The 19,302-nt window shown below is 61.8% G+C and carries 21 protein-coding genes; 9 read left to right on the plus strand and 12 right to left on the minus strand.

Annotated elements, in window-relative coordinates; all coding sequences use genetic code 11:
- The first annotated feature begins 36 nt into the window (after positions 1-36).
- The 3 genes from J2741_RS00980 to J2741_RS00990 are packed head-to-tail and all read left to right on the plus strand — an operon-like array spanning position 37 to position 2,878.
- Complete coding sequence (locus J2741_RS00980) at positions 37-1,293, plus strand: 3-isopropylmalate dehydratase large subunit (RefSeq protein WP_209673194.1); 1,257 nt, start codon at positions 37-39, stop codon at positions 1,291-1,293.
- Positions 1,290-1,787, plus strand: a complete 498-nt coding sequence (locus J2741_RS00985; RefSeq protein ID WP_209673195.1) for a 3-isopropylmalate dehydratase small subunit — start codon at positions 1,290-1,292, stop codon at positions 1,785-1,787. Before J2741_RS00980 ends, J2741_RS00985 begins: the two co-directional genes overlap by 4 nt.
- Positions 1,766-2,878 carry a 3-isopropylmalate dehydrogenase gene (locus J2741_RS00990; protein WP_209673196.1) on the plus strand — a complete coding sequence of 371 codons (1,113 nt, stop codon included), beginning with the start codon at positions 1,766-1,768 and terminating at the stop codon, positions 2,876-2,878. Before J2741_RS00985 ends, J2741_RS00990 begins: the two co-directional genes overlap by 22 nt.
- A 198-nt stretch (positions 2,879-3,076) precedes the next feature.
- On the opposite strand, the gene J2741_RS00995 is transcribed toward J2741_RS00990, so the two are convergent.
- The 11 genes from J2741_RS00995 to J2741_RS01045 all read right to left on the minus strand — a co-directional run bounded on the left by J2741_RS00995 (position 3,077) and on the right by J2741_RS01045 (position 13,858).
- Positions 3,077-3,706 carry a type 1 glutamine amidotransferase family protein gene (locus J2741_RS00995; protein WP_209673197.1) on the minus strand — a complete coding sequence of 210 codons (630 nt, stop codon included), beginning with the start codon at positions 3,704-3,706 and terminating at the stop codon, positions 3,077-3,079.
- A gap of 170 nt (positions 3,707-3,876) precedes the next feature.
- Positions 3,877-4,326 (minus strand): hypothetical protein, encoded by a 450-nt coding sequence (locus J2741_RS01000; protein ID WP_209673198.1) that lies wholly within the window; start codon positions 4,324-4,326, stop codon positions 3,877-3,879.
- Between the two features lie 109 nt (positions 4,327-4,435).
- Entirely contained in the window at positions 4,436-5,629 is a 1,194-nt protein-coding gene (locus tag J2741_RS01005) for a nitrogenase component 1 (RefSeq protein WP_209673199.1), read from the minus strand.
- Positions 5,622-6,647 carry a nitrogenase component 1 gene (locus tag J2741_RS01010; RefSeq protein WP_209673200.1) on the minus strand — a complete coding sequence of 342 codons (1,026 nt, stop codon included), beginning with the start codon at positions 6,645-6,647 and terminating at the stop codon, positions 5,622-5,624. Before J2741_RS01010 ends, J2741_RS01005 begins: the two co-directional genes overlap by 8 nt.
- Positions 6,628-7,446: a Ni-sirohydrochlorin a,c-diamide reductive cyclase ATP-dependent reductase subunit gene (gene cfbC / locus J2741_RS01015; protein WP_209673201.1), complete on the minus strand. Its 819-nt coding sequence runs from the start codon at positions 7,444-7,446 to the stop codon at positions 6,628-6,630. Before cfbC ends, J2741_RS01010 begins: the two co-directional genes overlap by 20 nt.
- A gap of 85 nt (positions 7,447-7,531) precedes the next feature.
- Positions 7,532-8,989 (minus strand): TrkH family potassium uptake protein, encoded by a 1,458-nt coding sequence (locus J2741_RS01020; RefSeq protein ID WP_209673202.1) that lies wholly within the window; start codon positions 8,987-8,989, stop codon positions 7,532-7,534.
- A gap of 309 nt (positions 8,990-9,298) precedes the next feature.
- The gene (locus J2741_RS01025; protein ID WP_245249329.1) at positions 9,299-9,595 is read right to left on the minus strand and encodes a DUF3795 domain-containing protein; all 297 of its coding nucleotides are present in this window, start codon (positions 9,593-9,595) and stop codon (positions 9,299-9,301) included.
- Between the two features lie 85 nt (positions 9,596-9,680).
- Positions 9,681-10,676 (minus strand): phosphoribulokinase, encoded by a 996-nt coding sequence (locus J2741_RS01030; protein WP_209673204.1) that lies wholly within the window; start codon positions 10,674-10,676, stop codon positions 9,681-9,683.
- A gap of 49 nt (positions 10,677-10,725) precedes the next feature.
- Positions 10,726-12,153, minus strand: coding sequence for an ATP-binding response regulator (locus J2741_RS01035; RefSeq protein ID WP_209673205.1), 1,428 nt, complete (start codon positions 12,151-12,153; stop codon positions 10,726-10,728).
- Positions 12,154-12,504: 351 nt separating this feature from the next.
- Positions 12,505-13,692, minus strand: a complete 1,188-nt coding sequence (locus J2741_RS01040; RefSeq protein WP_209673206.1) for an FprA family A-type flavoprotein — start codon at positions 13,690-13,692, stop codon at positions 12,505-12,507.
- 4 nt (positions 13,693-13,696) lie between these two features.
- Positions 13,697-13,858, minus strand: a complete 162-nt coding sequence (locus J2741_RS01045) for a rubredoxin (RefSeq protein ID WP_342452199.1) — start codon at positions 13,856-13,858, stop codon at positions 13,697-13,699.
- Between the two features lie 144 nt (positions 13,859-14,002).
- On the opposite strand from J2741_RS01045, the gene J2741_RS01050 reads away from it, so the two are divergent.
- From J2741_RS01050 to J2741_RS01065, 4 genes are all read left to right on the plus strand, one after another.
- Entirely contained in the window at positions 14,003-14,551 is a 549-nt protein-coding gene (locus J2741_RS01050; protein ID WP_209673207.1) for a ferredoxin domain-containing protein, read from the plus strand.
- Positions 14,552-14,567: 16 nt separating this feature from the next.
- On the plus strand, positions 14,568-15,644 hold the full coding sequence (locus J2741_RS01055) for a GHMP family kinase ATP-binding protein (protein WP_209673208.1): 1,077 nt from the start codon (positions 14,568-14,570) through the stop codon (positions 15,642-15,644).
- Positions 15,645-15,705: 61 nt separating this feature from the next.
- On the plus strand, positions 15,706-16,428 hold the full coding sequence (locus tag J2741_RS12850; RefSeq protein WP_209673209.1) for a small multi-drug export protein: 723 nt from the start codon (positions 15,706-15,708) through the stop codon (positions 16,426-16,428).
- A 196-nt stretch (positions 16,429-16,624) separates the two neighbouring features.
- Positions 16,625-16,768, plus strand: a complete 144-nt coding sequence (locus tag J2741_RS01065) for a hypothetical protein (RefSeq protein WP_209673210.1) — start codon at positions 16,625-16,627, stop codon at positions 16,766-16,768.
- Positions 16,769-16,771: 3 nt separating this feature from the next.
- Here J2741_RS01065 and J2741_RS01070 read toward each other — a convergent pair whose 3' ends face one another.
- Complete coding sequence (locus J2741_RS01070; RefSeq protein WP_209673211.1) at positions 16,772-17,440, minus strand: VTT domain-containing protein; 669 nt, start codon at positions 17,438-17,440, stop codon at positions 16,772-16,774.
- 184 nt (positions 17,441-17,624) lie between these two features.
- Between J2741_RS01070 and J2741_RS01075 the strand changes: the two genes are divergently transcribed.
- The gene (locus J2741_RS01075) at positions 17,625-17,972 is read left to right on the plus strand and encodes a hydrogenase maturation nickel metallochaperone HypA/HybF (protein WP_209673212.1); all 348 of its coding nucleotides are present in this window, start codon (positions 17,625-17,627) and stop codon (positions 17,970-17,972) included.
- On the plus strand, positions 17,963-18,958 hold the full coding sequence (gene hypE, locus J2741_RS01080; RefSeq protein WP_209673213.1) for a hydrogenase expression/formation protein HypE: 996 nt from the start codon (positions 17,963-17,965) through the stop codon (positions 18,956-18,958). The genes J2741_RS01075 and hypE overlap by 10 nt, the downstream gene beginning before the upstream one ends.
- Positions 18,959-19,302: the final 344 nt, after the last annotated feature.

A 19,302-nucleotide genomic window follows, 5' to 3' on the forward strand; every position in this document is an offset into this window, starting at 1 on the left:
AGAATAGTCTGGAAAGACCATGAATATGTGAATTTTATGGGCAAGACCATAGTTGAGAAGATATTCTCTTCCCGTTGCGGAAGGGACGTGGAGGCAGGGGAGGTTGTCATGGCGCCGATAGATGCGGCGATGATCCATGACATCACCGGCCCCCTGGCCATCCAGAAGTTCCGTGAGATGAACGGCGGCAGGGTCTTTGACAAGAAGGGTGTCATCATCCTTTTCGACCACCAGGTCCCGGCGGATTCGATCCCTGCAGCCGAGAATCATGCATACATGCGGCAGTTTGCAAAGGAGCAGGATATTCACAACTATGATCTTCGGGAAGGGGTCTGCCACCAGGTGGTTATGGAGAAGGGTCTTGCCACCCCGGGTAAGATCGTGGTGGGTGCCGACTCCCATACCTGCATGTACGGTGCCGGAGGAGCGTTCGCGACCGGGATCGGGTCCACGGACATGGGATTTGTCCTGAAGTTCGGGGCCCTCTACTTCCGGGTGCCTCAGACGATCCTGGCCCGGGTGAAGGGCACGTTCCAGCCCCGGGTTGGGGCAAAAGACCTGATACTCTCCATCGTCCACGATATCGGGGCCGACGGGGCGACCTACCAGGCGGTGGAGTTCGCGGGCCCGACGATCCGCGACATGGACATGGCGGGCAGGATGACCTGCTGCAACATGGCCATCGAGATGGGAGGAAAGGCCGGGATTGTGGCCCCGGACGAGACGACCTGGGCGTACTTTAAGGAAAGAAGCGACGTCGCCCCGTTCCCGCTGGAAAGCGACCCGGATGCGAAGTATTCCGGGGTCCGGGACTACGACGTGAGCAGGCTTGCCCCGCAGGTGGCGGTCCCCCACAATGTCGACCAGGGAGTGGACGTGAAGGAGGTGGCCGGGACACACGTCGACCAGGTCTTCATCGGCTCCTGCACGAACGGGCGTTTCGAGGACCTCGCGGAGGCCGCAGAGGTGCTCGGGACCCACAGGTTCTCGGACGAGGTCCGGGTCCTGATCATCCCGGCATCGCGGGACGAGTACCTGAAGGCACTCAGGGCCGGGTTGATCGAGCGGTTCGTGGAAGCGGGAGCCCTCGTAGAAGCTCCCTGCTGCGGCCCCTGCATGGGGGGTGCGATCGGGCTGATCGGGCCCGGAGAGGTCTCGCTCTCCACCTCGAACAGGAACTTCAAGGGCAGGCAGGGGAGTGCGGAGGGGAAGGTATACCTCTGCTCTCCGGCTACCGCCGCGGCAAGTGCCATCTATGGCGAGATCACCGACCCGAGGGAGGTGCGGTCATGAGGGCATGGAAATTCGGGGACAACATCGATACCGATGCGATCATCCCCGGGAGGTTCCTGACCATCTACGACCCGAAGGAGCTCGCCTCCCACGCGTTCGAGGGGATCAGGCATGAATTCGCGAAGTCCGTCCGGCCGGGAGACGTGATCGTGGCCGGGCGTAACTTCGGGTGCGGCTCCTCAAGGGAGCACGCCCCTCATGCACTCTCCGGGGCCGGCGTCCGGTTCGTCATCGCCCGCACGTTCGCCCGCATATTCTACCGGAACGCCATCAATGTGGGGCTGCTCCCCCTGGTATGCGAGGACGCCGACAGGATCCGGGACGGTGCGGAGATCTCGGTCGATATCGAAAAGGGATTCGTCGAATCGGAGGGGGCGAGGTATCGCATCGAGCCCGTCCCCGACTTCCTCCAGCAGATCGTCAATGCCGGAGGGCTGGTTGACTACGCGAAGGACTTAACCGAGGTGGAGACATGTACAGGATCGCGTCGATAGGCGGGGACGGCATCGGCCCCGAGATCATCACCGAAGGAAAGAAGGTGGTGGAGGCCGCGGGGGATGCCTACGGCTTCGGGGTTGCGTGGGAGGACTTCGATATCGGCGCCGAGAGGTATCTCTCCACCGGGGACGTTCTCACCGAGGAGGACCTTTCCGAGCTGGCAAAATTCAGGGCGATCTATTTCGGTGCGATAGGCGACGACCGGGTAAAGCCGGGGATCCTGGAGAAGGGGATCCTGCTCCGGCTCCGGTTCCATTTCGACCAGTACATCAACCTGCGGCCTATCCGGCTGCTCCATGGAGTATCCACCCCTCTCGCCGGGAAAAGTCCCGATGATATCGATTTCGTGGTGGTTCGTGAGAACACCGAGGACTTCTACGTGGGTATCGGCTCCCGGTTCACGGGACACGAGAAGAAGACCCTGGACGTTTTCCGGGAGATGTACCAGGTGCGGTTCGGGCTCGACGTAGAGAGCGATGCCGAGGAGATCGCCTACCAGATCGGGGTCATCACCCGGGAAGGCGCGAGGAGGGCGATCAAATACTCCTTCGACCTGGCCGGGAAGCGGAGGAAGAAAGTGACCTCGGTGGATAAAGCCAATGTACTCTCGGAGGTCTACGGCCTGTGGAGGGATGTATTTACAGGAGTTGCGTCGGAATATCCCGGGATCCAGACCGAGTTCAATTTCGTCGATGCCGTTACCATGTGGTTCGTAAAGAACCCGGAGTGGTTCGACGTGGTGGTCACCCCGAACATGTTCGGGGATATCATCACCGACCTCGGGGCCATGATCCAGGGGGGTATGGGGCTCGCCCCCGGCGGGAACATCAACCCGTCCGGGACCTCCATGTTCGAACCTATCCACGGTTCTGCCCCGAAATACAAGGGAATGGGAGTGGCGAACCCCTTCGCCACCATATGGGCCGGCGCCATGATGCTCGAGCACATCGGGGAACCGGCAGCGGGGGCAGCGATCGTATCGGCCATAGAGCGGGCCATCGCGGAGAAGAAGGTCACCCGCGACATGGGCGGGTCGCTCTCCACCTCGGAGGTCGGGGATTTCGTAGCCTCGGCAGTGAAAAAATAATTTTTTTGCTCTGGTGAAATCCTTCTCCCAACGCGCTCAGGGGAAATGCGAGGGTGACTATGGTTTCGATCTTATGAGATGCCCTGAAACCGTCATTCTCCACGGGGCAGGGGTCGACAGACCCCGGGCACCCGTGGCCCCATCACCATCCCACGTCCATCCGATCAGGCTATCAACAGAGCCGGAATTTTATTTTTGTTATTGAGAAGGCAGGGATGCCATGAGGGCATAGAAAAATTCCGGTTTCCTTAACGTAAAGAGCCCGTACCATGCGTCGAGGGTTGCGGGATTCATGACATCCAGTTTCCTGAATATGCTGTAGGCAAATTCAACCGGTGCAAGCCCGCTTCCCGTGATAAGGTTCCCGTCTGTCACTGCAGGCTCTGTCCGGTAAAATTGCGCTCCTTTGTATCCGGGGCAGAACATTTTGAGCGCTCCGGGATCATTGCTGGTGTGGGGCCGGTTGTCAAGCAGCCCGGCATTGGCCAGGCCGAGGGTAGCCCCGCAGATTGCTGCAACAACCATCTCCTGCTCCAGGAGCGTGGCTACCTTACTGATAATCGGCGCATGGGCGGGATCAAGCCAGGTGTCTGCGCCGGGCAGGATCAGGAGATCTCCTTTTTTTGCCCTGATATTCTCAATGGTGATATCCGGTGTCAACTTCAGTCCGCCCATCGTCGTTATCGTATCCAGGGATTTTCCGCACAGGACAACATCGTACTTCAGCGACGGGTCTTTGAGATACCTTCCGGAATGGAGTTCGCCAAGGGCATGGCCGGTTTCCCAGTCGGAAAGCGTATCAAGGATATAGAGATAGAGTATCGGCATTTGGCATCACTTTCGCCATCAACACTTGGCAAGGCGGGATATCAATTTTACTTCCTTAAATTACCGGCAATTTAAAAAAAAGTGCGCGGTTGAAATCCGAAATTAAAAAGGGGGATTTTTTTCTTCTGTCCCCACCGCTTCACACGGTCTAATTGTACGAAGTACCTGATTTATGCGGCCATCTCTCCCCCGGCCCGCCTGACCTGGTAGCGGGGGGAGAAGAGCCCGGAGTATTCGGTGATGGTGTGATCGCGGGGGATGTTCTGGCTCGCCCGGGGCGGGAGCTCCGCGATCGGCGCGAACCGTTCGTCGCGGCTGAGCACGGCCCGGAGCGAATCGAGCGAGAGGGTGAACCGGTCCCCGTTCACCAGCTCGATGTTCAGCGCCCGGCCGGACCTGGAGATACTCGCATTCCCTGCAGTCCCGTCGAGATACTGCATCCAGTTCTGCCTGATTCGCTCGACACTCGCAGAAAATCCGCCCGAAAGGAGATCGTGCAGCCCGGCGAGACGCATCCCCAGGGTCGCGCCATGGATCCGGAGCTCCACGATCTCACGGGGGATACCCTCTTCATCGAGGACCGTCAGGCCGTTTCGCTGCAGATATCCTGCTCGTTTCATTTCCACCGTCTCCTTGTGACAATCCAACATCTGGCGGAAAATGCATATAAAGGCTCGATATGCGCAGGGTGAAAGTGAAAAGAAGGTCCGACCGGTCGGAGAGTAACGCCTATACCCGTTTCTTTTCGTCGATACAGGCATTAATGGCGTCTTCCATGAAGGACAGCGCCCCTTCGGTCCCCGCAAGGGGAGTGGCCCTGAGCCTGACCCTGCCCCGGAGCGGAGGGGTTATCCCTACGAACGGGGTGCCCGGCATGAGCGACTGTTCGAACGAAGACCCTGCGATAAGGTCGGGAGGGTCCGCCCGGAGGATCTCCTCCTCGACCCCCAGATCCAGGACCTGCCGGATCCCGCGGTCACCGGTGGTTGAACCGGGCGGACTTCCTGGCGGCGTTCCGGGAGGTTTCCCGGTCTGAGTCAATGCCCCGTTTCCAGGCGGGTTCCGGGAGAAGATCCCGGTGATCCCGGCGTCGAGGTACGTTGAGAGCATATCCGCGGCGAATCCCGCATAGCCCGCCTGGGCAAATATCGCGACGGAGGGAGGGTCGTACCGGCGGAGGTACTTGTCGCACGCCCGGACCACCCGTTCCTCGGCCTCCCGGAGTTCTTCCTCGAGGACACCGGTATCGGCGTCAGGGAACCGGAGGGAGAGCCCGGGAAGGCTCCCCCGTATCGCGGGGAACCCAAGCATCGACCCGATCTCCTCGCCGAACCGTCCGGCGATGTCGGGATTCGCGGAGAGCGTTGCCGGGGGAAGGCGGGAGAGGGAGGAGAACCTGTCCCGGCAGAGCACCGCTCCCACCCGGATCCCTGCGAGGGAACAGAGCCTCCTGATCTCAAGTTCATTCCCCCTTCCGAAAGGATCCGCGGCGCTGATCCCTGCGAGGGTTACCCCGGAGTGCTCCGGGTCGCTCCGGAGGGGCAGTGCCTCGAGTGCCGCGGAGAAGCCCTGTTCGAACTCCCCCATGAACCCCGGGCTGTCCACCACCAGGATATCGTCCCTCCCGGTGATGCGGTGGATATCGTCTCCGGTCAGGGCGGTCGCGCAGGTGGTCACCACCGCGAGCCGGTCGAACCGGGGAAGCAGCCGCTCCACCGTTTCCCTGACCCGTTCCTCGGCCCCGAAGACTACGTCCTCCTCCACGAGAAAGGTGGAGGAGAGGTCGGTCCGGAGCACGGTCGCCGGGTAGAAGTAACACCCGCTCGACCCGTGGATGATCACCCCGAGCCCCGAGAACCCGGAGAGGCACGCGACCGCACCCGCCATAGCGCAGGGCCAGAGCGGGTTCTCCCCTTCATGCACGGGTCCTCGCCCTCCACCGGTGGAGCACCCGTCGGACCCCGGAAGTGCCCGCAGGGAACGGGGACGGGAGGGGGAGGGAGGCTCCCCGCTCGTCGACCGAGAGGTCGAACAGTTCCGCGAGCTCGCGGACGGCCTCCTGCTCTCCGGGATCCGTCACTCCCTCGAGCCTCACCGACCTGCCTCTGATGTCCCCGAACTCCTCGACGAGAGCCCGCTGGCGTCTTTTTTCCTTCTCCAACGCCGGGTCTGCCGTTTTCCCCTCTGACTCCGCAACCTGACTTAAAAAGACGAGCGTCCCTTCGAGACCAAGGGGAAATGAAGAGATAAACGGGGTCCCGAACCGGACCTCAAGGGCCTCCCCGACGGGGGTGAGCCCCGTCTCCCGGAGGATGTTTAATGACCCCCTCCCGAGGAGCCCGACCTCCCGGGAATCGATCTCCCGGACGAACCGGAGCCGGACCTCCACCCCGAGGAGCGAGAGCAGCCTGACAATCTCGGCATAGTTCTGGTCCACCTCGTACTCCAGGTTCTTCTCCCCCACAAGGGTGATTCCCCCGGGTCCTTCCCGGGCCGGCCGGCCATGGTCTTCCATGGTCGCGAGGGCGATCAGGGCATTCCTCTCCCCGTCGTGGAACCCCCCGCCGAGGAACCCGGAGGTGGGGATGTGGACCACCGGGACGGGCCGGTCCTCCCTGCAGACCATGGCGGTGTCGTCCCCGATGGTATCGGCGACACAGCTGGTGAGCACGAAGATGCACGCCGGGTCCATCTGCACGGCCCGGTGAAGCGCCCGCTCGAGGGCTTCTTCCCCCCCGAAGACCACGTCCTTCTCGGTGACCATGGACGAGAGAATCCGGGGCGGAGGTCTTCCCCGGTCCACGGCGACCGTATGGAAGAGCGAAAAATTGTGGTGGGCGCAGCCCCGGGGCCCGTGAATTATGCTGACCGCGTCACGGACCGCCGTGGTGATCGAGAGGGCCCCGGTGAGGGTGCATCCTTCAGATCGCGATGAACTCATATGCGAGGGATTCCAGTTCCTCGATCTCGAGCGGCTCGGGGACGTCGAGCCGGGTGTTCTCCAGGACTTTTCCTGCAAGGTCCCGGTAGGCGCCCGCCTGCGAGGATTCGGGGGCGTATTCGATCACGGTCATCTTGTTCAGTTCCGCGAGCTGGACCACCGGGTCCCGGGGGATGAACTGTACCATGGTGCTCCCGATCTGCTCGGCGAAGCGGGCCACGAGCTCGTCCTCCCGGGGAAGGTTCTTCGCGTTGCAGATCACGCCCGCGAGGCGCGTCTTGCTCTTCGCACGCGACGAGAGCCGTTTTATGGCCTTGCAGATGTTGTTCGCCGCGTAGAGGGACATCAGCTCCCCCGAAGTGACCAGGTAGACCTCCTCGGCATAGCCCTCCCGCATGGGCATGGCGAATCCCCCGCACACCACGTCCCCGAGCACGTCGTACACCACCACGTCCCCGTGGAGCGCCCCGAGCCGCTCCAGGATCTGGAACGTGGCGATGATCCCCCTCCCGGCACACCCGACGCCGGGTTCGGGCCCGCCCGCTTCCACGCAACGGACGCCCCGGTAGCCCTCGAAGACCACGTCGTCCAGGGTGAGGGAGCGGTCGCCCCGTTCCCTGACCAGGTCCATCACGGTAGGGATCAGCCGGCCCCTCATCAGCATCCGGGTGCTGTCACGTTTCGGGTCGCACCCGATCTGCAGGATATCCAGGCCCCGGTCCGAGAGCGCGGCTGAAAGATTTGCAGATGTCGTCGATTTTCCAATCCCTCCCTTCCCGTAGAGGGCTATCTGCTTCATTGGGTACTACTTGGCGTCGTTCGTTTATTAGATATTCTGATGTTAAAAAAAGTACACTTGCGTTAGCCTGATTTTGACCCGATTTTCAGTCCGTACCACGGAACAGGGCCATCAGCATCACGATCACGGGGATCACTTCCAGCCGGCCGATCCACATCACGATGATAAAGACCCATTTCGAGACGAACGGCATGGTGGGGGAGACGTATCCGGCAGAGAGCCCGCACGAGGAGAAGGCCGAGACGATATCGAAGACCAGTCCGGTCACCCCGATGGAGATCAGGTGGAACTGGAGGATGATCAGGGTCGCCACGACGACCGTCAGCACCGCGAGGATGATGACCAGCATGTTCTTCGCGAGTTCGGGTTCCGCGACCTTGTTGGAGATGGTGTGCCCCCCGAACTTGAACGGCACGAGCACCTTCCCCCGGACGAACGCCCGACGGAACCACCAGATGATTCCCCGGTATCCGAGCGCGATGCGGGAGAGTTTCACCCCGCCGGCGGTACTGCCCGACGACCCGCCGATGAAGACCAGCATGGTGAGGAAGATCACCGTGACGCTCGCGTAGAGATGGATGTTCCCGTTCTGGAACCCGGTGGTGCTCACCGCGGCAGTGGTCATGAACAACCCCTGGCGGATCGCCTCGGAGACCGTGTAGTGCTCCAGGAAATAGAGGTCGCCGATCACGATCAGGGCCCCGAAGATGATGAAGGTGAGAAGGAGTTTCACCTGTTCGTCCGAGAAGAGGGAGATCTTCCGCTTGCGGTACATGGTGTACCAGATGAGGAACGGGGTTGAGCCTATCACCATCACCGGAATTAAGAGCGCCTCGAGAAGGGCGCTGTGGTAGTAGAGGATCCCGCCGGGGTGGGGGATGAACCCCCCGGTGGAGATCCCGGAAAGCCCCAGGTTGATCGCGTCCCACAGCGGGATCCTCGCCATGAGGACCAGGCCGATGGCGAGCAGGGTAAGAACGATGTAACTCGCCCAGATCTGCCTCCCGGTGGAGATCACGTTGGGGAGGATACGCTCGCTCCGGGAGTCCGACCGGAAATACGAGGGCTGGAAGAGTGCGGAGCGGTTCGCCACGGTGATAGTGAGCGCGATCACCCCGAACCCCCCGATCCACTGCATGTACACCCGCCAGAATGCGAGGCTCCGGGGGAGGTCCTGGGGAGCGGAGAGAAGGGTGAACCCGGTCCCGGTCCACCCTGCCATCGCCTCGAAGAACGCGTCGGTGAAGGTCATCCCGCTATACAGGATGAACGGGATGCAGCTGACGAGGGCGAAGGCGAGCCAGACAAGGGCAACCGAGCTATAGGCAGATGAGAGACGGATCTCCCTTCCCAGACGGGGGATATGGTTGAGCAGGATGCCGAGGACAAAGAAGAGGGCGGGGACGGTGGCCATCGGCAGGATCATCTGCCACTCCTGGAATATCAGGGCTACCGCGAGGGGTACCAGGGTGAGGGGGGAGACGAAGAGCAGCATGCCGCCCAGCTCTCCGAAAACCGTGGAAAAATACTGGATCCTGCCCATCTGTACACAGATGGAGGGATATCCACAAAATGCTTTTCGAAGCGGGGAGCCGGGATCCCCCCTCCTTCAGGGATGAATCTTACCGGAGGGAGCGATTTTTTCTTTCGGTGCCGGACAGCCCGACCCGCGTGGATCAGGACAAAGGCATTCGCCCGGGGAGTTCCCGGATGATCCGTACCGGCCAGCCCGATCCTCGTGGATCAGGACGAGTCATTCACCTGGGTAGTTCCCGGATGATCCATCCGGGAAGCGTAAGGGATTCCTTCGATCCTCCGGCCGGCCGGAGCGGAAAGGGCAGCCGCGGCATCGTCATTTTCGGTTTTTCAGTTCTCTTTTCATCCGGGCGAGCGTCTTCTCGAGGACCTCCTCGCTCATCCCGGGGTCCCTGAAACGGGTGAATCGTTCGCAAACCAGATCGGGACATTTCCCGCAGTGCGAAAGCCCGCGAAGGTTGACGCAGCAGTCATAGACCGGACACAGGTCCGCCCCGACATACGCCGTCCAGAACGGTTTTCCGCGGGTCTTTTCACACCCGGCACATTCGCGTCCCAGATGCTCGCAATCGCTGCACGAGTACCCGCAGACCATCTCGATCTGTTCACTCATCACCGGATCGTCTTCAGGTTGACCACTTAAATACTCCCCCTGCATTGTGAAAGTCCTGAACTCAACCCGGGGAGCTGTCGGGGAGCTAATCTTCTCCGCAGGAGACCCGGAACGGGCGATCCGGGTCCCGGATCTCCAGCCAGCGGGATATGATCCGGATCGCGAGGATAATGCGGATGCACGCGGTGGCGTTCACCGTATCGTCGGGATGGACGAGGCCTGGGGGATACACGCCGGTCTGCCGTGCGACGCAGCCTTCGAGGCCGGAGATCACCTCCTTTCCCGGTTCGCCATCGAAGGTGAGGGTGGCCACCTTCCTCCCGAACAGTTCCCTCTTCCGGTACTCGAAGAGGAAGTTCCCGTCCGGGAGGGAGAAGAGCCTGCCGAGGTCGATCCGAAGATCCGCATCGTCGCCGGCGAGCTCGTTCCGGGCGAGGGAGAGCGAGACCCGGTACACGTCCCGAAGCCAGCCGAGGTCCCGCCCGAACCGGGAGAACCCGATCTCCACCAGCGCATCGGCGTACGACTTCTGGGGGGCGATGAAGGCGTCATAGTCCTCGGCACGACGGGCGATCTCCTTCTCCACCTCGCCCCGGTCGTATCCCCGTTTCTGCATATCGCGCTTGATCTTCCATTCCCGCTTCACCTCCGTGGCGGGGTCGACGTAGAGGGAGAAGTCGAGGAGTTCGCGGAGCCGGGGGGTGTAGAGCGGGTGGAGGCCCTCGAGGATCAGGATCCGGGACGGGGTGAAAGGGACCGGCCCCTGGATCGTCCCCCGGTCGTGGTTGTAGACCGTCTTTAGGACGGTTTTCCCCTGTTTCAGGAGGGAAAGGTCCTCCTCGAGCCCCCGGAGGTCGTTCGCCGCGGGATCGAGCGGGGTGATGTCCCTCCGCTTCCGCTCCTCCCGGTCGTAGAGGTGGTAGTCGTCGAGGGTAATGGTCGATACCAGGTCCTCCCCGAAGATAGTGCGGATCGCCTGGGTGAAGGTGGTCTTTCCCGACCCGCTGTCGCCCGCGACCCCGAGGGTGAAGACCGAGGGTGACGCGGCGATGAGATCGTGAAAATGCGGGGATTCTTTCATGGAAATTCCGTAACGGGTTGTACATCCGGCCGGTTGTCCGCCCGGCCGCTCATTTCATTCCGGGTTTTCCGGCGACCCTGTACCGGTGCTCGGGGACCCAGAGCTCGAACCTGACGCCCTCGCCCGGCTCGCCGGTCTCCCTGATGCTGATATCGGTGATGGAGAGGATCTCCCGGGAGACGAAGAGTCCGTACCCGGCGACCTTCCCGTACTCCCGCTCGAAGATCAGCTCTTTTTCGTCTTTCTCCACGCCGGGGCCGTCGTCCTGGTAGATCAGGACCCATGCCCGTCCCTCCTTCCGCGCCGAGAGCGCGATCGTCCGGACCCCTTCGGTCCTGATCGAGTTGTTGAAGAGGTTGAAGAAGACTTTCTCGAGGAGAGGGTTGGCATAGATCTCGATCTCCGGGAGGTCGAGTGAGAGCCGGATCTTTCCCAGGTTGAGGGTCATGAGGGCCTTGTTCAGGGTAGAGGAGAGGTTCTGCCACTGGGGGGAGTGCACCCCGATGTCCTGGTAGTCCTTGTTGAACCGGATCTGGTTCTTGATCCGCTCTGCCGCGACTTCTTCCTTCTCGATGAACTCCCGCATGCTCTCGTCCATCCGGTCGTGCTTCATCAGCTCCAGGTTCCCGAGGAGGATGGTGAGCTGATTATTGATGTCGTGCCGGGTCACGCTGGAGAGCAGGCTTAATTTCTTGTTCGCCTGCTTGAGTGCCTCCTCCATGGACTTCCACTCGGTGAAGTCTTCGAGTGCGGCGAGGATCCCGCTGATCTTCTTCTTCCCGGCATAGAGGGGCCGTATCCGGTAGCGGAGGAAGATTTTCTTCCCCTTCTCGTTCACGTAGTAATGTTCGAACGTCCCTCCCTCCCCGGACTGGAGGCAGTGCTCGAAGTCGACTAATATCCCCGACTTCACCATGGGCGGGTAGGTGAGCACATTGATCTTTTTTACGTCCTCCTCCGTATCCGTGCCGAGGATGGACATGAGGAGCGGGTTTGAGTCCACTACGTTCCCCCCCGCGTCCGTGGCGAGGATCCCGATGGGGGCGTACTGCACGAGGGCCCGGTATTTCTTCTCGCTCTCCACGATCAGGCTGGTGGTCTGCCGCTTCACCACCGCATCCCGGATCATCTGCTGGAGCTGCTGCATCTTCTCCCGGGGGTCGCTCCCTTTCTGGAGGTAGAAATCGGCGCCGTTGTTGAGCGCCTCGATCACTACCTCCTCGTTTCCCTTCCCGGTAAAGATGATGATCGGGATGGTCAGGTCCATCCCCCGGAGCGTCTTTAACAGTTCGATCCCGTTCATCCCGGGCATCATGTAGTCACACACGATCGCATCGAACCGGGAGGCCGCGAGGAACCGGAGCCCTTCCTGTGCGGACTCCGCGGTGGTCACTTCCAGGTCCCCGTCCTGTTCAAGAAACAGTTTTACCATGACAAGCAGGTCGGGTTCGTCGTCGATAAGGAGGACACGGATCATGGGAGGCACCTTGGGTGTTGTCTGATATGCCATATCCCCTGCGGTATATAATTGCTTTTCCAGAAGTGCACCGGGCCCCGGGGAAAGGGAGGAGTCCGGGGACCTGGCTCATAAGACCTGCAGTGCCGCAATTCATTTTCCTGAAGTGTTCCGGGCCCTTCCACGGCAAAGGACCGGAATCTTGCTCATGAGCCCTGCGGTGCCGTAATTCCTTTTCCGGAAGTGTTCCGGGCCCTTCCACGGCAAAGGACCGGAATCTTGCTCATGAGCCCTGCGGTGCCGTAATTCCTTTTCCGGAAGTACGCAGGGCCCTTCCACGGCAAAGGACCGGATCCAAAAGAAAGTGAGGGTTTATTGCACGAGCCCTGCGGCCCGGTGCTTCCCGAGGATGGCCTCGGCAAGGTCGTCGAGCCGTTTCTGTGCCGGGACGTCGGGGACCCCCTGGATGTACACCGGCTCGATTATCTCGGGCTTGACATGGGTGAGGAGCCCCTCGATCGTCTCCACCGCCTGGCCGCCCCACCCGTAGGAGCCGATGATGCTCATGAACCGTGTCTTCGGGCGGAGGATGTTGACCAGGTAGGCGGCGGTGACCGCCTTGGGGTGGGGACCGAAGAGGACGGTCGGGCAGGCGATGACCACGGTCGCCGCGTCCACCAGCGCCATGCCGAGCGCCCCGTTGTCCGTCGTTTCGAGGTTGAGCGGTTTTACGCGTATGCCCCGCCGGATCAGGGCGTCGGTGAGGAAATCCACCATTTTGCGCGTGCTCCCGTGCATGCTCACGAAGGGGATGACCACCTCGTTCTTCACGTCGTCCGAGATCCAGTCCCGGTACGCGTCGAAGATCCGGTCCGGCGGCCGGTAGAGCGGGCCGTGGCTCGGCGCGACGATGGCGATATCGTACCCGGCGAGTTTCTCCATGTGCCCGGCGATGCTCTTCCGAAACGGCATCATGATCTCGGCGTAGTAGCGCTTGGCGGCCGGGTAGAGGTCCGGGTCGTCCCCCGCGAAGAGGTCGCTCGTCGCGTAGTGGGCGCCGAAGAGGTCGCAGGTGAAGAGGAGCCGGTCTTCCCGGACGTAGGTGAGCATGGTCTCGGGCCAGTGGACCCAGGGCGCGACGATGAACTCGAGGGTCTTCCCCCCGAGGGATATCGTCTCCTTGTCCCCCACCACCTGCACCCGGTCGGGGTCGATCTCCAGGAGCCGGACCAGGAGGTCCCTGCATTTCTCCGTGCAGAGAACCTTTGCCCGGGGGAAGAGTTCCATGATCATGGGGAGGCTCCCGGTGTGGTCCTGCTCCGCGTGGTTGGCCACTACGTAGTCTATCCCTTCGACCTCCGCCCTGACCAGGTTGTAGATCAACTCGTACTCTTTCGTCGGGTCGACCGTCTCGATCAACGCCGTCTTCTCGCTCCCCTTCACCAGGTAACAGTTATAACTTGTCCCGTCGGGGAGGGGGACCAGGGCATCGAAAACCTTCCGGTCCCAGTCCTGCGCCCCCACCGCCGCGATCCCGGGGACGACTTCGCGCACGGCCATCGGGTCACCCGGCGATAAACTTGTCCTTGCTCGCGTTGCAGACCGGGCAGTGCCAGTCGTCGGGGAGCGCCGAAAATTCAGTTCCCGGTGCGACTCCTTCGAGGGGTTCTCCCTTCAGCGGGTTATAGACGTGCCCGCATATTGTGCAGATATACGATTTCATCATTGACATACCTCGTTTTCATAAATCGGGTATTGCAGACTAAAAATGAAACGGATCCGGGATAATCCTTTCCGGTCTTATCCCGGGGTCTCCCGCGCTCATCCCCGGATGAACAGACATTTAATTGACCCGGCTCTACTCTACACCATGAACGTGGAACAGGACGCAACGGGATACGTCCTCTCCCTGATGGCACTCTCCGCACGGACCGCACCGAAGGGAAAAGGCATGGACTCCCTGGCGATCTCGGGGGTCCGGGGAAACGACCTCCACCGGCTCGCGGAGGCGATGCGGGAGTTCGGACAGGAATACGACCTCGGCTTTTTCCAGCGCGATGCCGGGAACATCGAAGCGGCCGATGCCTGCCTCCTGATCGGGGCGAGGGGGAACGAGCCGGTCGGGGTGAACTGCCAGGGGTGCGGGCACCCCTCGTGCCAGGCGATGGCCGAGGAGTACCGGTCCCGCGATATCGCGGGGATGCCGTTCCGGGGCCCGAACTGCGTGGTGAAGATGGCCGACCTGGGGATTGCGATCGGGTCCGCGGTGAAGACCGCATCGATGCTCAACATGGACAACCGGGTGATGTACAGTGCGGGCGTAGGAGGGCTTCGCCTCGGATGGCTCGGGGAGTCCACGGTGGCATACGGAATACCGCTCAAGGGAGCGGGGAAGAACATCTTCTTCGATCGGGGCTGAAGGGAGGGAGCACGCGATGCCGGTAATGATGATCCGCGGCGGCGACCTCGACCTCGTCGAGTACGAGTTCAGCTCGTTCTCGCCCGGGGAGCATATCAACACCCTGGGGCTCGACCGCGCCTACAGCCTGAAGACTATCGACGGGACGGTCACGGTGCGGGCGCCGGCCCGCATCCACCTCACGGTCATGGACATGAACCGGTTCGCCCCGAACCGGCCGGGCGGGGGAGGGGTCGGGTTCGCGATCCAGCTCTACTGCAGCGTCGAGGTGCGTTGTACCCCGGGAGGGGTGGAGATCGACTACAACCGGGCGCCGATCATCCGTCATTTCGTGGAGGTCTTCCGGAAAGTGACCGGGTATTCCGGCGGGTTCGCCATCGTCGCCAGGGACCACGAACACCCGCACGTCGGGCTCGGCTCGACGAGCACGATCATGATCGCACTCGCCAAGGCGCTCAACTTCGCGGTGGGGTCGCCCCTTTCCGACGAGCAGCTGCGGAAACTCGTGGGGAACAACTACGTGGAGGAGACCGCCGAAGGGACCATCGCGTCGGGGTTCGAGACCGGTGTCGGGCCCGCGGCGAGCATCCACGGGGGGATGGCGATCATGGGGGACGAGCTCACCCTGATCTACCACCACCCCTTCGCCCGGGGAAAGAACGTGTACATCGTCATCCCGCCGAGCGACATCTCCTCGGCAGGAACCCGTGAGTTCGACCTCCTCATGAACAAGGCCCGGCTCCTGGACTACCGCGACCGCGAACTGAAGGCCTACCTGGTCTTAATGGACCTCATCCCCGCCCTGGAGCGGGACGACCTCGCCGCGATGGGCGTGGTGATCGGGGAGATCGACTTCCGTGGTTCGAAACGGGCAGAGGTGGAGCACCACAGTTTCCGGATCTACCAGTACATGAGCGCCATGCGGGACGCGGGACTCGAGTTCGTGGGGATGAGTTCGGTCGGTCCTTCCATCGCGATCATCACGGAGAAGGACAGGGACGAGGTCGCCCGGATCGTCGAGCCCCTGGGACTCCGCATCGGGATCGCCACGCAGATCGACAACGAGGGTCTCAGCCTCACCCACCACTGCTAAAAAAGCCTTTCCCGGAGCTATTCCCGCGAACAGATGAACCTCTTCACGCACGAGCCGGCTGGTGAACCTCATTTCCACGCCATTGCCCGATGACCCCCCGGGGGGAAAAACTATCCCTCCGGGCCGGGAAGACCCGCCCCACGTAGTCCTGGCCTACCTTCTGCTGCCGTTCCTCTTCATCGGGGTCTATATCTGGATCCTCTACCTTGCGGTCCCTTACGAAGACTTCCTGCTCCTCGCCGGGCTGATGCTCGCCTACCTTATCCCTCCCGCGGGGAAGGAGAGCGTGATCCCGCTCGGTATCGCGCTCGGCCTGCCCTGGTACCTGGTCGCCACCTCGGTGGCCATGCTCGATATCGCCGCTGCGCTGTTCATGGCCTGGAACTTCGACCTCGCCCTGAACATCCCGGTGCTCGGGCCGTGGATCGGGAAGTTCATGCACCACGGGCAGGAGTTCGTCCGGCAGAGGCCCTGGCTCGAGCGCCTCTATTTCACAGGGCTGGCGCTCTTCGTCATGTTCCCCCTCCAGGGGAGCGGCGGGATCGGGGCGTCGATCGTGGGGAGGATCCTCGGCATGCCGAAGCACGAGGTGGTGGCGGCGATCGCCATCGGGGCCTTTGCAGGGAGCTTCCTCCTCGCGCTGGGGTTCGAGTTCCTAAAAGACATCCTGCTCGCCAATATCTGGGTCGGGATCGCGGTGATCGTCGCGGTCCTTGCCGGAGTCCTGGTCGGATACCTGTATCTCTCCCGGAGGGGCAGGAAGAACCGGGAAAAATTGCGGTAAACTACCGGGGAAAATCCGGGGAGCGGTCTTCGGACACTTTTTTTCCGGGCGTGGGCGGCCCTCCCCCGGCGCGGCGTCCCGGGCTGCACCGGCCGGGAGCGAACACAACGCCGGGAGAGGGTTATCGTTCCGGGGGGACCGGTTATACGTCGGGGAATGAACGTGAGAGGGTATCCCATGCAGAAAATCCTGTTCATTGTCGGGTTTATGCATCGCCCTGACGGCTGCTGCGCTCCTGTTCTTCCATATCGTTGAGTCCGGAATCGCCACGATGATCGGAATCGTGGGTATCGGGCTCACCGGGGCTTCGGGAGTAGGGAATGCAATGAAGGAGCGATGAGAATTATTCCTGTTCGGGGGTCTTTTGGGCCCGCGAGTGCAGGAACCCCTTGACCAGCCCCCACACGATGATCCCTATTGTGATCAGGGTGACCGCGATCACCAGGTAGATCAGGATGTTGATGTGCGCCTGGACGAGTGCGCTGGTGCCTAAGACGTACCCGAGCACCGTGATGCCGATCGACCAGGCGATCGCCCCGAGCACGTTGAAGATGATGAACCGCCGGTAGGTCATCCTCCCCACCCCGGCGAGGAACGGGGCGAACGTCCGGACGATGGGGATGAACCGGGCGATGAAGATGGTCTTGCCCCCGTACTTTTCGAAATACCCGTAGGTCCTGTCGATATACTCTTTCTTGATCAGGCCGGGGAACTTCTGGAGGAACACTTTCGTACCGAAGTAGTGCCCGATCCAGTAGTTCATGGTGTCCCCGATGATCGCCGCGGCGATGAAGACCAGGATGATCGCGTAGATATCCAGGAGCCCGGAGGCGGCGGCCGCTCCCGCGACGAAGAGGAGGGAGTCCCCGGGGAGGAACGGGGTCACGACCAGCCCGGTCTCCAGCACGATGATGACGAACAGTATCAGGTAGGCGTAGATCCCGTAGTGGCTGATGAGCGGCCCCAGGTTCTGGTCTATATTGAGCAGGAAATCGAGGAATCCGGGGAGCATGTATCTCCTTAAGGTTGCCACGGGTCCTATATGAAGTACTGCTACAAGGTAACCGGAGGGCCCGATTGGAACATTTTATGCGGGAAAGATGGCATAAATGTACTGCTAATTCCCGGTTGTCCGCAGGAGACGTGGGTTTCCCCGGGTCCGGGCCGCCGGGCACCACGAAAGAGGATGTCACACGATGCACGAATTCGGAATCGCATACGATATTTTCGCGACTACCCGGCGTGCGGCGCTGGAGAACCGGGCGACGCAGGTCACGAGGGTAAGGGTGGAGATCGGGGAGATGTCCATGGTGAACCCCGAGCAGGTGATCTTCCTCTTCGACACGCTCGCGGAGGAGGACCCGCTGGTCCGGGGGGCGAAACTCGACACCGTCGTGGTGCCACCCCTCTCCCGCTGCACGTGCGGGTACGAGGGGGACGAGAAGTTCGTCTGTCCCCGGTGCGGGGCGCTCCCCGAGCTGGTCCGCGGCCGGGAGATCGTGGTGACCAATATCGAGATCGAGGTGGATGAGGAATGCAAGTAAACCTGATGCACGGTGCGGGCGGCGAGGTGATGGGCGAGCTCCTCAAGGTGCTCACCCGGTTCACCCACAATAACGCGGGAGGGATCGGGCTCGAGTCCCTCGACGACGGGGCGGTGATCCCGTTCGCCGGAAAGAACCTGGTGTTTACCACGGACTCCCACGTGGTCCGTCCGATATTCTTCCCCGGCGGGGACATCGGGAGGATCGCGGTCTCCGGGACGATCAATGACCTCGCCATGATGGGCGGGAGGCCGATCGCCCTCTCCTGCGGGATGGTGATCGAGGAGGGGTTCGAGGTCTCGGACCTTGAGCGGATCGTGAGTTCCATGGACGAGGCTCTGGGCGAAGCGGGGGCGTCGATGGTCACCGGCGACACCAAGGTCCTCGAGAAGGGGGCGCTCGACGGGATCATGATCAACACCGCGGGGATCGGGGTGGCGGACACGGTCATCCGCGACTGCTGCCTCGAGCCCGGCGACCGGATCATCGTCTCCGGCACCCTGGGCGACCACGGGATCGCCATCATGGCGGAGCGTGCGAGCCTCGATCTCGGGGAGCAGATCCGCTCGGACGTTGCCCCGATGTGGAGCCTCGTAGAAAAGGCGATGGCCGCCGGGACGATCCACGCCATGAAGGACCCCACCCGGGGAGGCTTCGCGGCAGCCATCAACGAGATGGCGAGGAAGAGCGGGGTCCAGATCCGGATCGAGGAAGAGGCGGTCCCCATCCGCCGGAGCGTCAGGAGCGCCTCGGGGATGCTCGGGATCGACCCGCTCCAGGTGGCGAACGAGGGCAAGGTCGTGATGGGGGTCCCCGAAAAGGACGCGGATGCCATCCTCGCGGCGATCCGGTCCCATAAGTACGGGAAGGACGCAGCCATCATCGGGACGGTAAAAGCAGGCTCCCACGTGATCATGGAGACCGGTATCGGCGGTGAACGGTTCATCGAGCCGCCGATCGGGGACCCGGTGCCCCGGGTCTGCTGAATTTTTTTTCTTTGATTTCGGATGAAATTGGTTCTTTCTAGTACTCCTGACTTTCCCCCGAGCGGACGTCCGGTTCCCGGACCTTTCCTTGAATATCCGAACTATCGTTATTTGATGAGATGAACATCGATAGCCGGGCCTCTGAAAAAATATACAAATAAGCTAATAAGAGACGCGATAAACGCCGCCGCCCCCGAAGGGCACCCCGGCGGCGGATCAGTGACTAACCTGCGGTGTTCAAGTTTCAATTAAATTTCAATTTTGACCAGAAACCACTTGGCTATGGTACCCAACCGTCAACCGAACCGGCCCAGGCGCGACCCGACGAGGCATCGCGCCGACAC

Source organism: Methanolinea mesophila (assembly GCF_017873855.1).
GTDB classification, from domain to species: Archaea; Halobacteriota; Methanomicrobia; order Methanomicrobiales; family Methanospirillaceae; genus Methanolinea_B; species Methanolinea_B mesophila.

Coding starts and splice junctions, on each gene's coding strand:
- hypE (WP_209673213.1), top strand. CDS start 17,963: ATGCAAGTAAACCTGATGCACGGTGCGGGCGGCGAGGTGATGGGCGAG.
- J2741_RS01070 (WP_209673211.1), bottom strand. CDS start 17,440: ATGCTCCCCGGATTCCTCGATTTCCTGCTCAATATAGACCAGAACCTG.
- J2741_RS01010 (WP_209673200.1), bottom strand. CDS start 6,647: ATGAGTTCATCGCGATCTGAAGGATGCACCCTCACCGGGGCCCTCTCG.
- J2741_RS00980 (WP_209673194.1), top strand. CDS start 37: ATGGGCAAGACCATAGTTGAGAAGATATTCTCTTCCCGTTGCGGAAGG.
- J2741_RS01045 (WP_342452199.1), bottom strand. CDS start 13,858: ATGATGAAATCGTATATCTGCACAATATGCGGGCACGTCTATAACCCG.
- J2741_RS01050 (WP_209673207.1), top strand. CDS start 14,003: ATGAACGTGGAACAGGACGCAACGGGATACGTCCTCTCCCTGATGGCA.
- J2741_RS01030 (WP_209673204.1), bottom strand. CDS start 10,676: ATGAAAGAATCCCCGCATTTTCACGATCTCATCGCCGCGTCACCCTCG.
- J2741_RS00990 (WP_209673196.1), top strand. CDS start 1,766: ATGTACAGGATCGCGTCGATAGGCGGGGACGGCATCGGCCCCGAGATC.
- J2741_RS01000 (WP_209673198.1), bottom strand. CDS start 4,326: ATGAAACGAGCAGGATATCTGCAGCGAAACGGCCTGACGGTCCTCGAT.
- J2741_RS00985 (WP_209673195.1), top strand. CDS start 1,290: ATGAGGGCATGGAAATTCGGGGACAACATCGATACCGATGCGATCATC.
- J2741_RS00995 (WP_209673197.1), bottom strand. CDS start 3,706: ATGCCGATACTCTATCTCTATATCCTTGATACGCTTTCCGACTGGGAA.
- J2741_RS01075 (WP_209673212.1), top strand. CDS start 17,625: ATGCACGAATTCGGAATCGCATACGATATTTTCGCGACTACCCGGCGT.
- J2741_RS01055 (WP_209673208.1), top strand. CDS start 14,568: ATGCCGGTAATGATGATCCGCGGCGGCGACCTCGACCTCGTCGAGTAC.
- cfbC (WP_209673201.1), bottom strand. CDS start 7,446: ATGAAGCAGATAGCCCTCTACGGGAAGGGAGGGATTGGAAAATCGACG.
- J2741_RS01020 (WP_209673202.1), bottom strand. CDS start 8,989: ATGGGCAGGATCCAGTATTTTTCCACGGTTTTCGGAGAGCTGGGCGGC.
- J2741_RS01025 (WP_245249329.1), bottom strand. CDS start 9,595: ATGAGTGAACAGATCGAGATGGTCTGCGGGTACTCGTGCAGCGATTGC.
- J2741_RS01035 (WP_209673205.1), bottom strand. CDS start 12,153: ATGATCCGTGTCCTCCTTATCGACGACGAACCCGACCTGCTTGTCATG.
- J2741_RS01040 (WP_209673206.1), bottom strand. CDS start 13,692: ATGGCCGTGCGCGAAGTCGTCCCCGGGATCGCGGCGGTGGGGGCGCAG.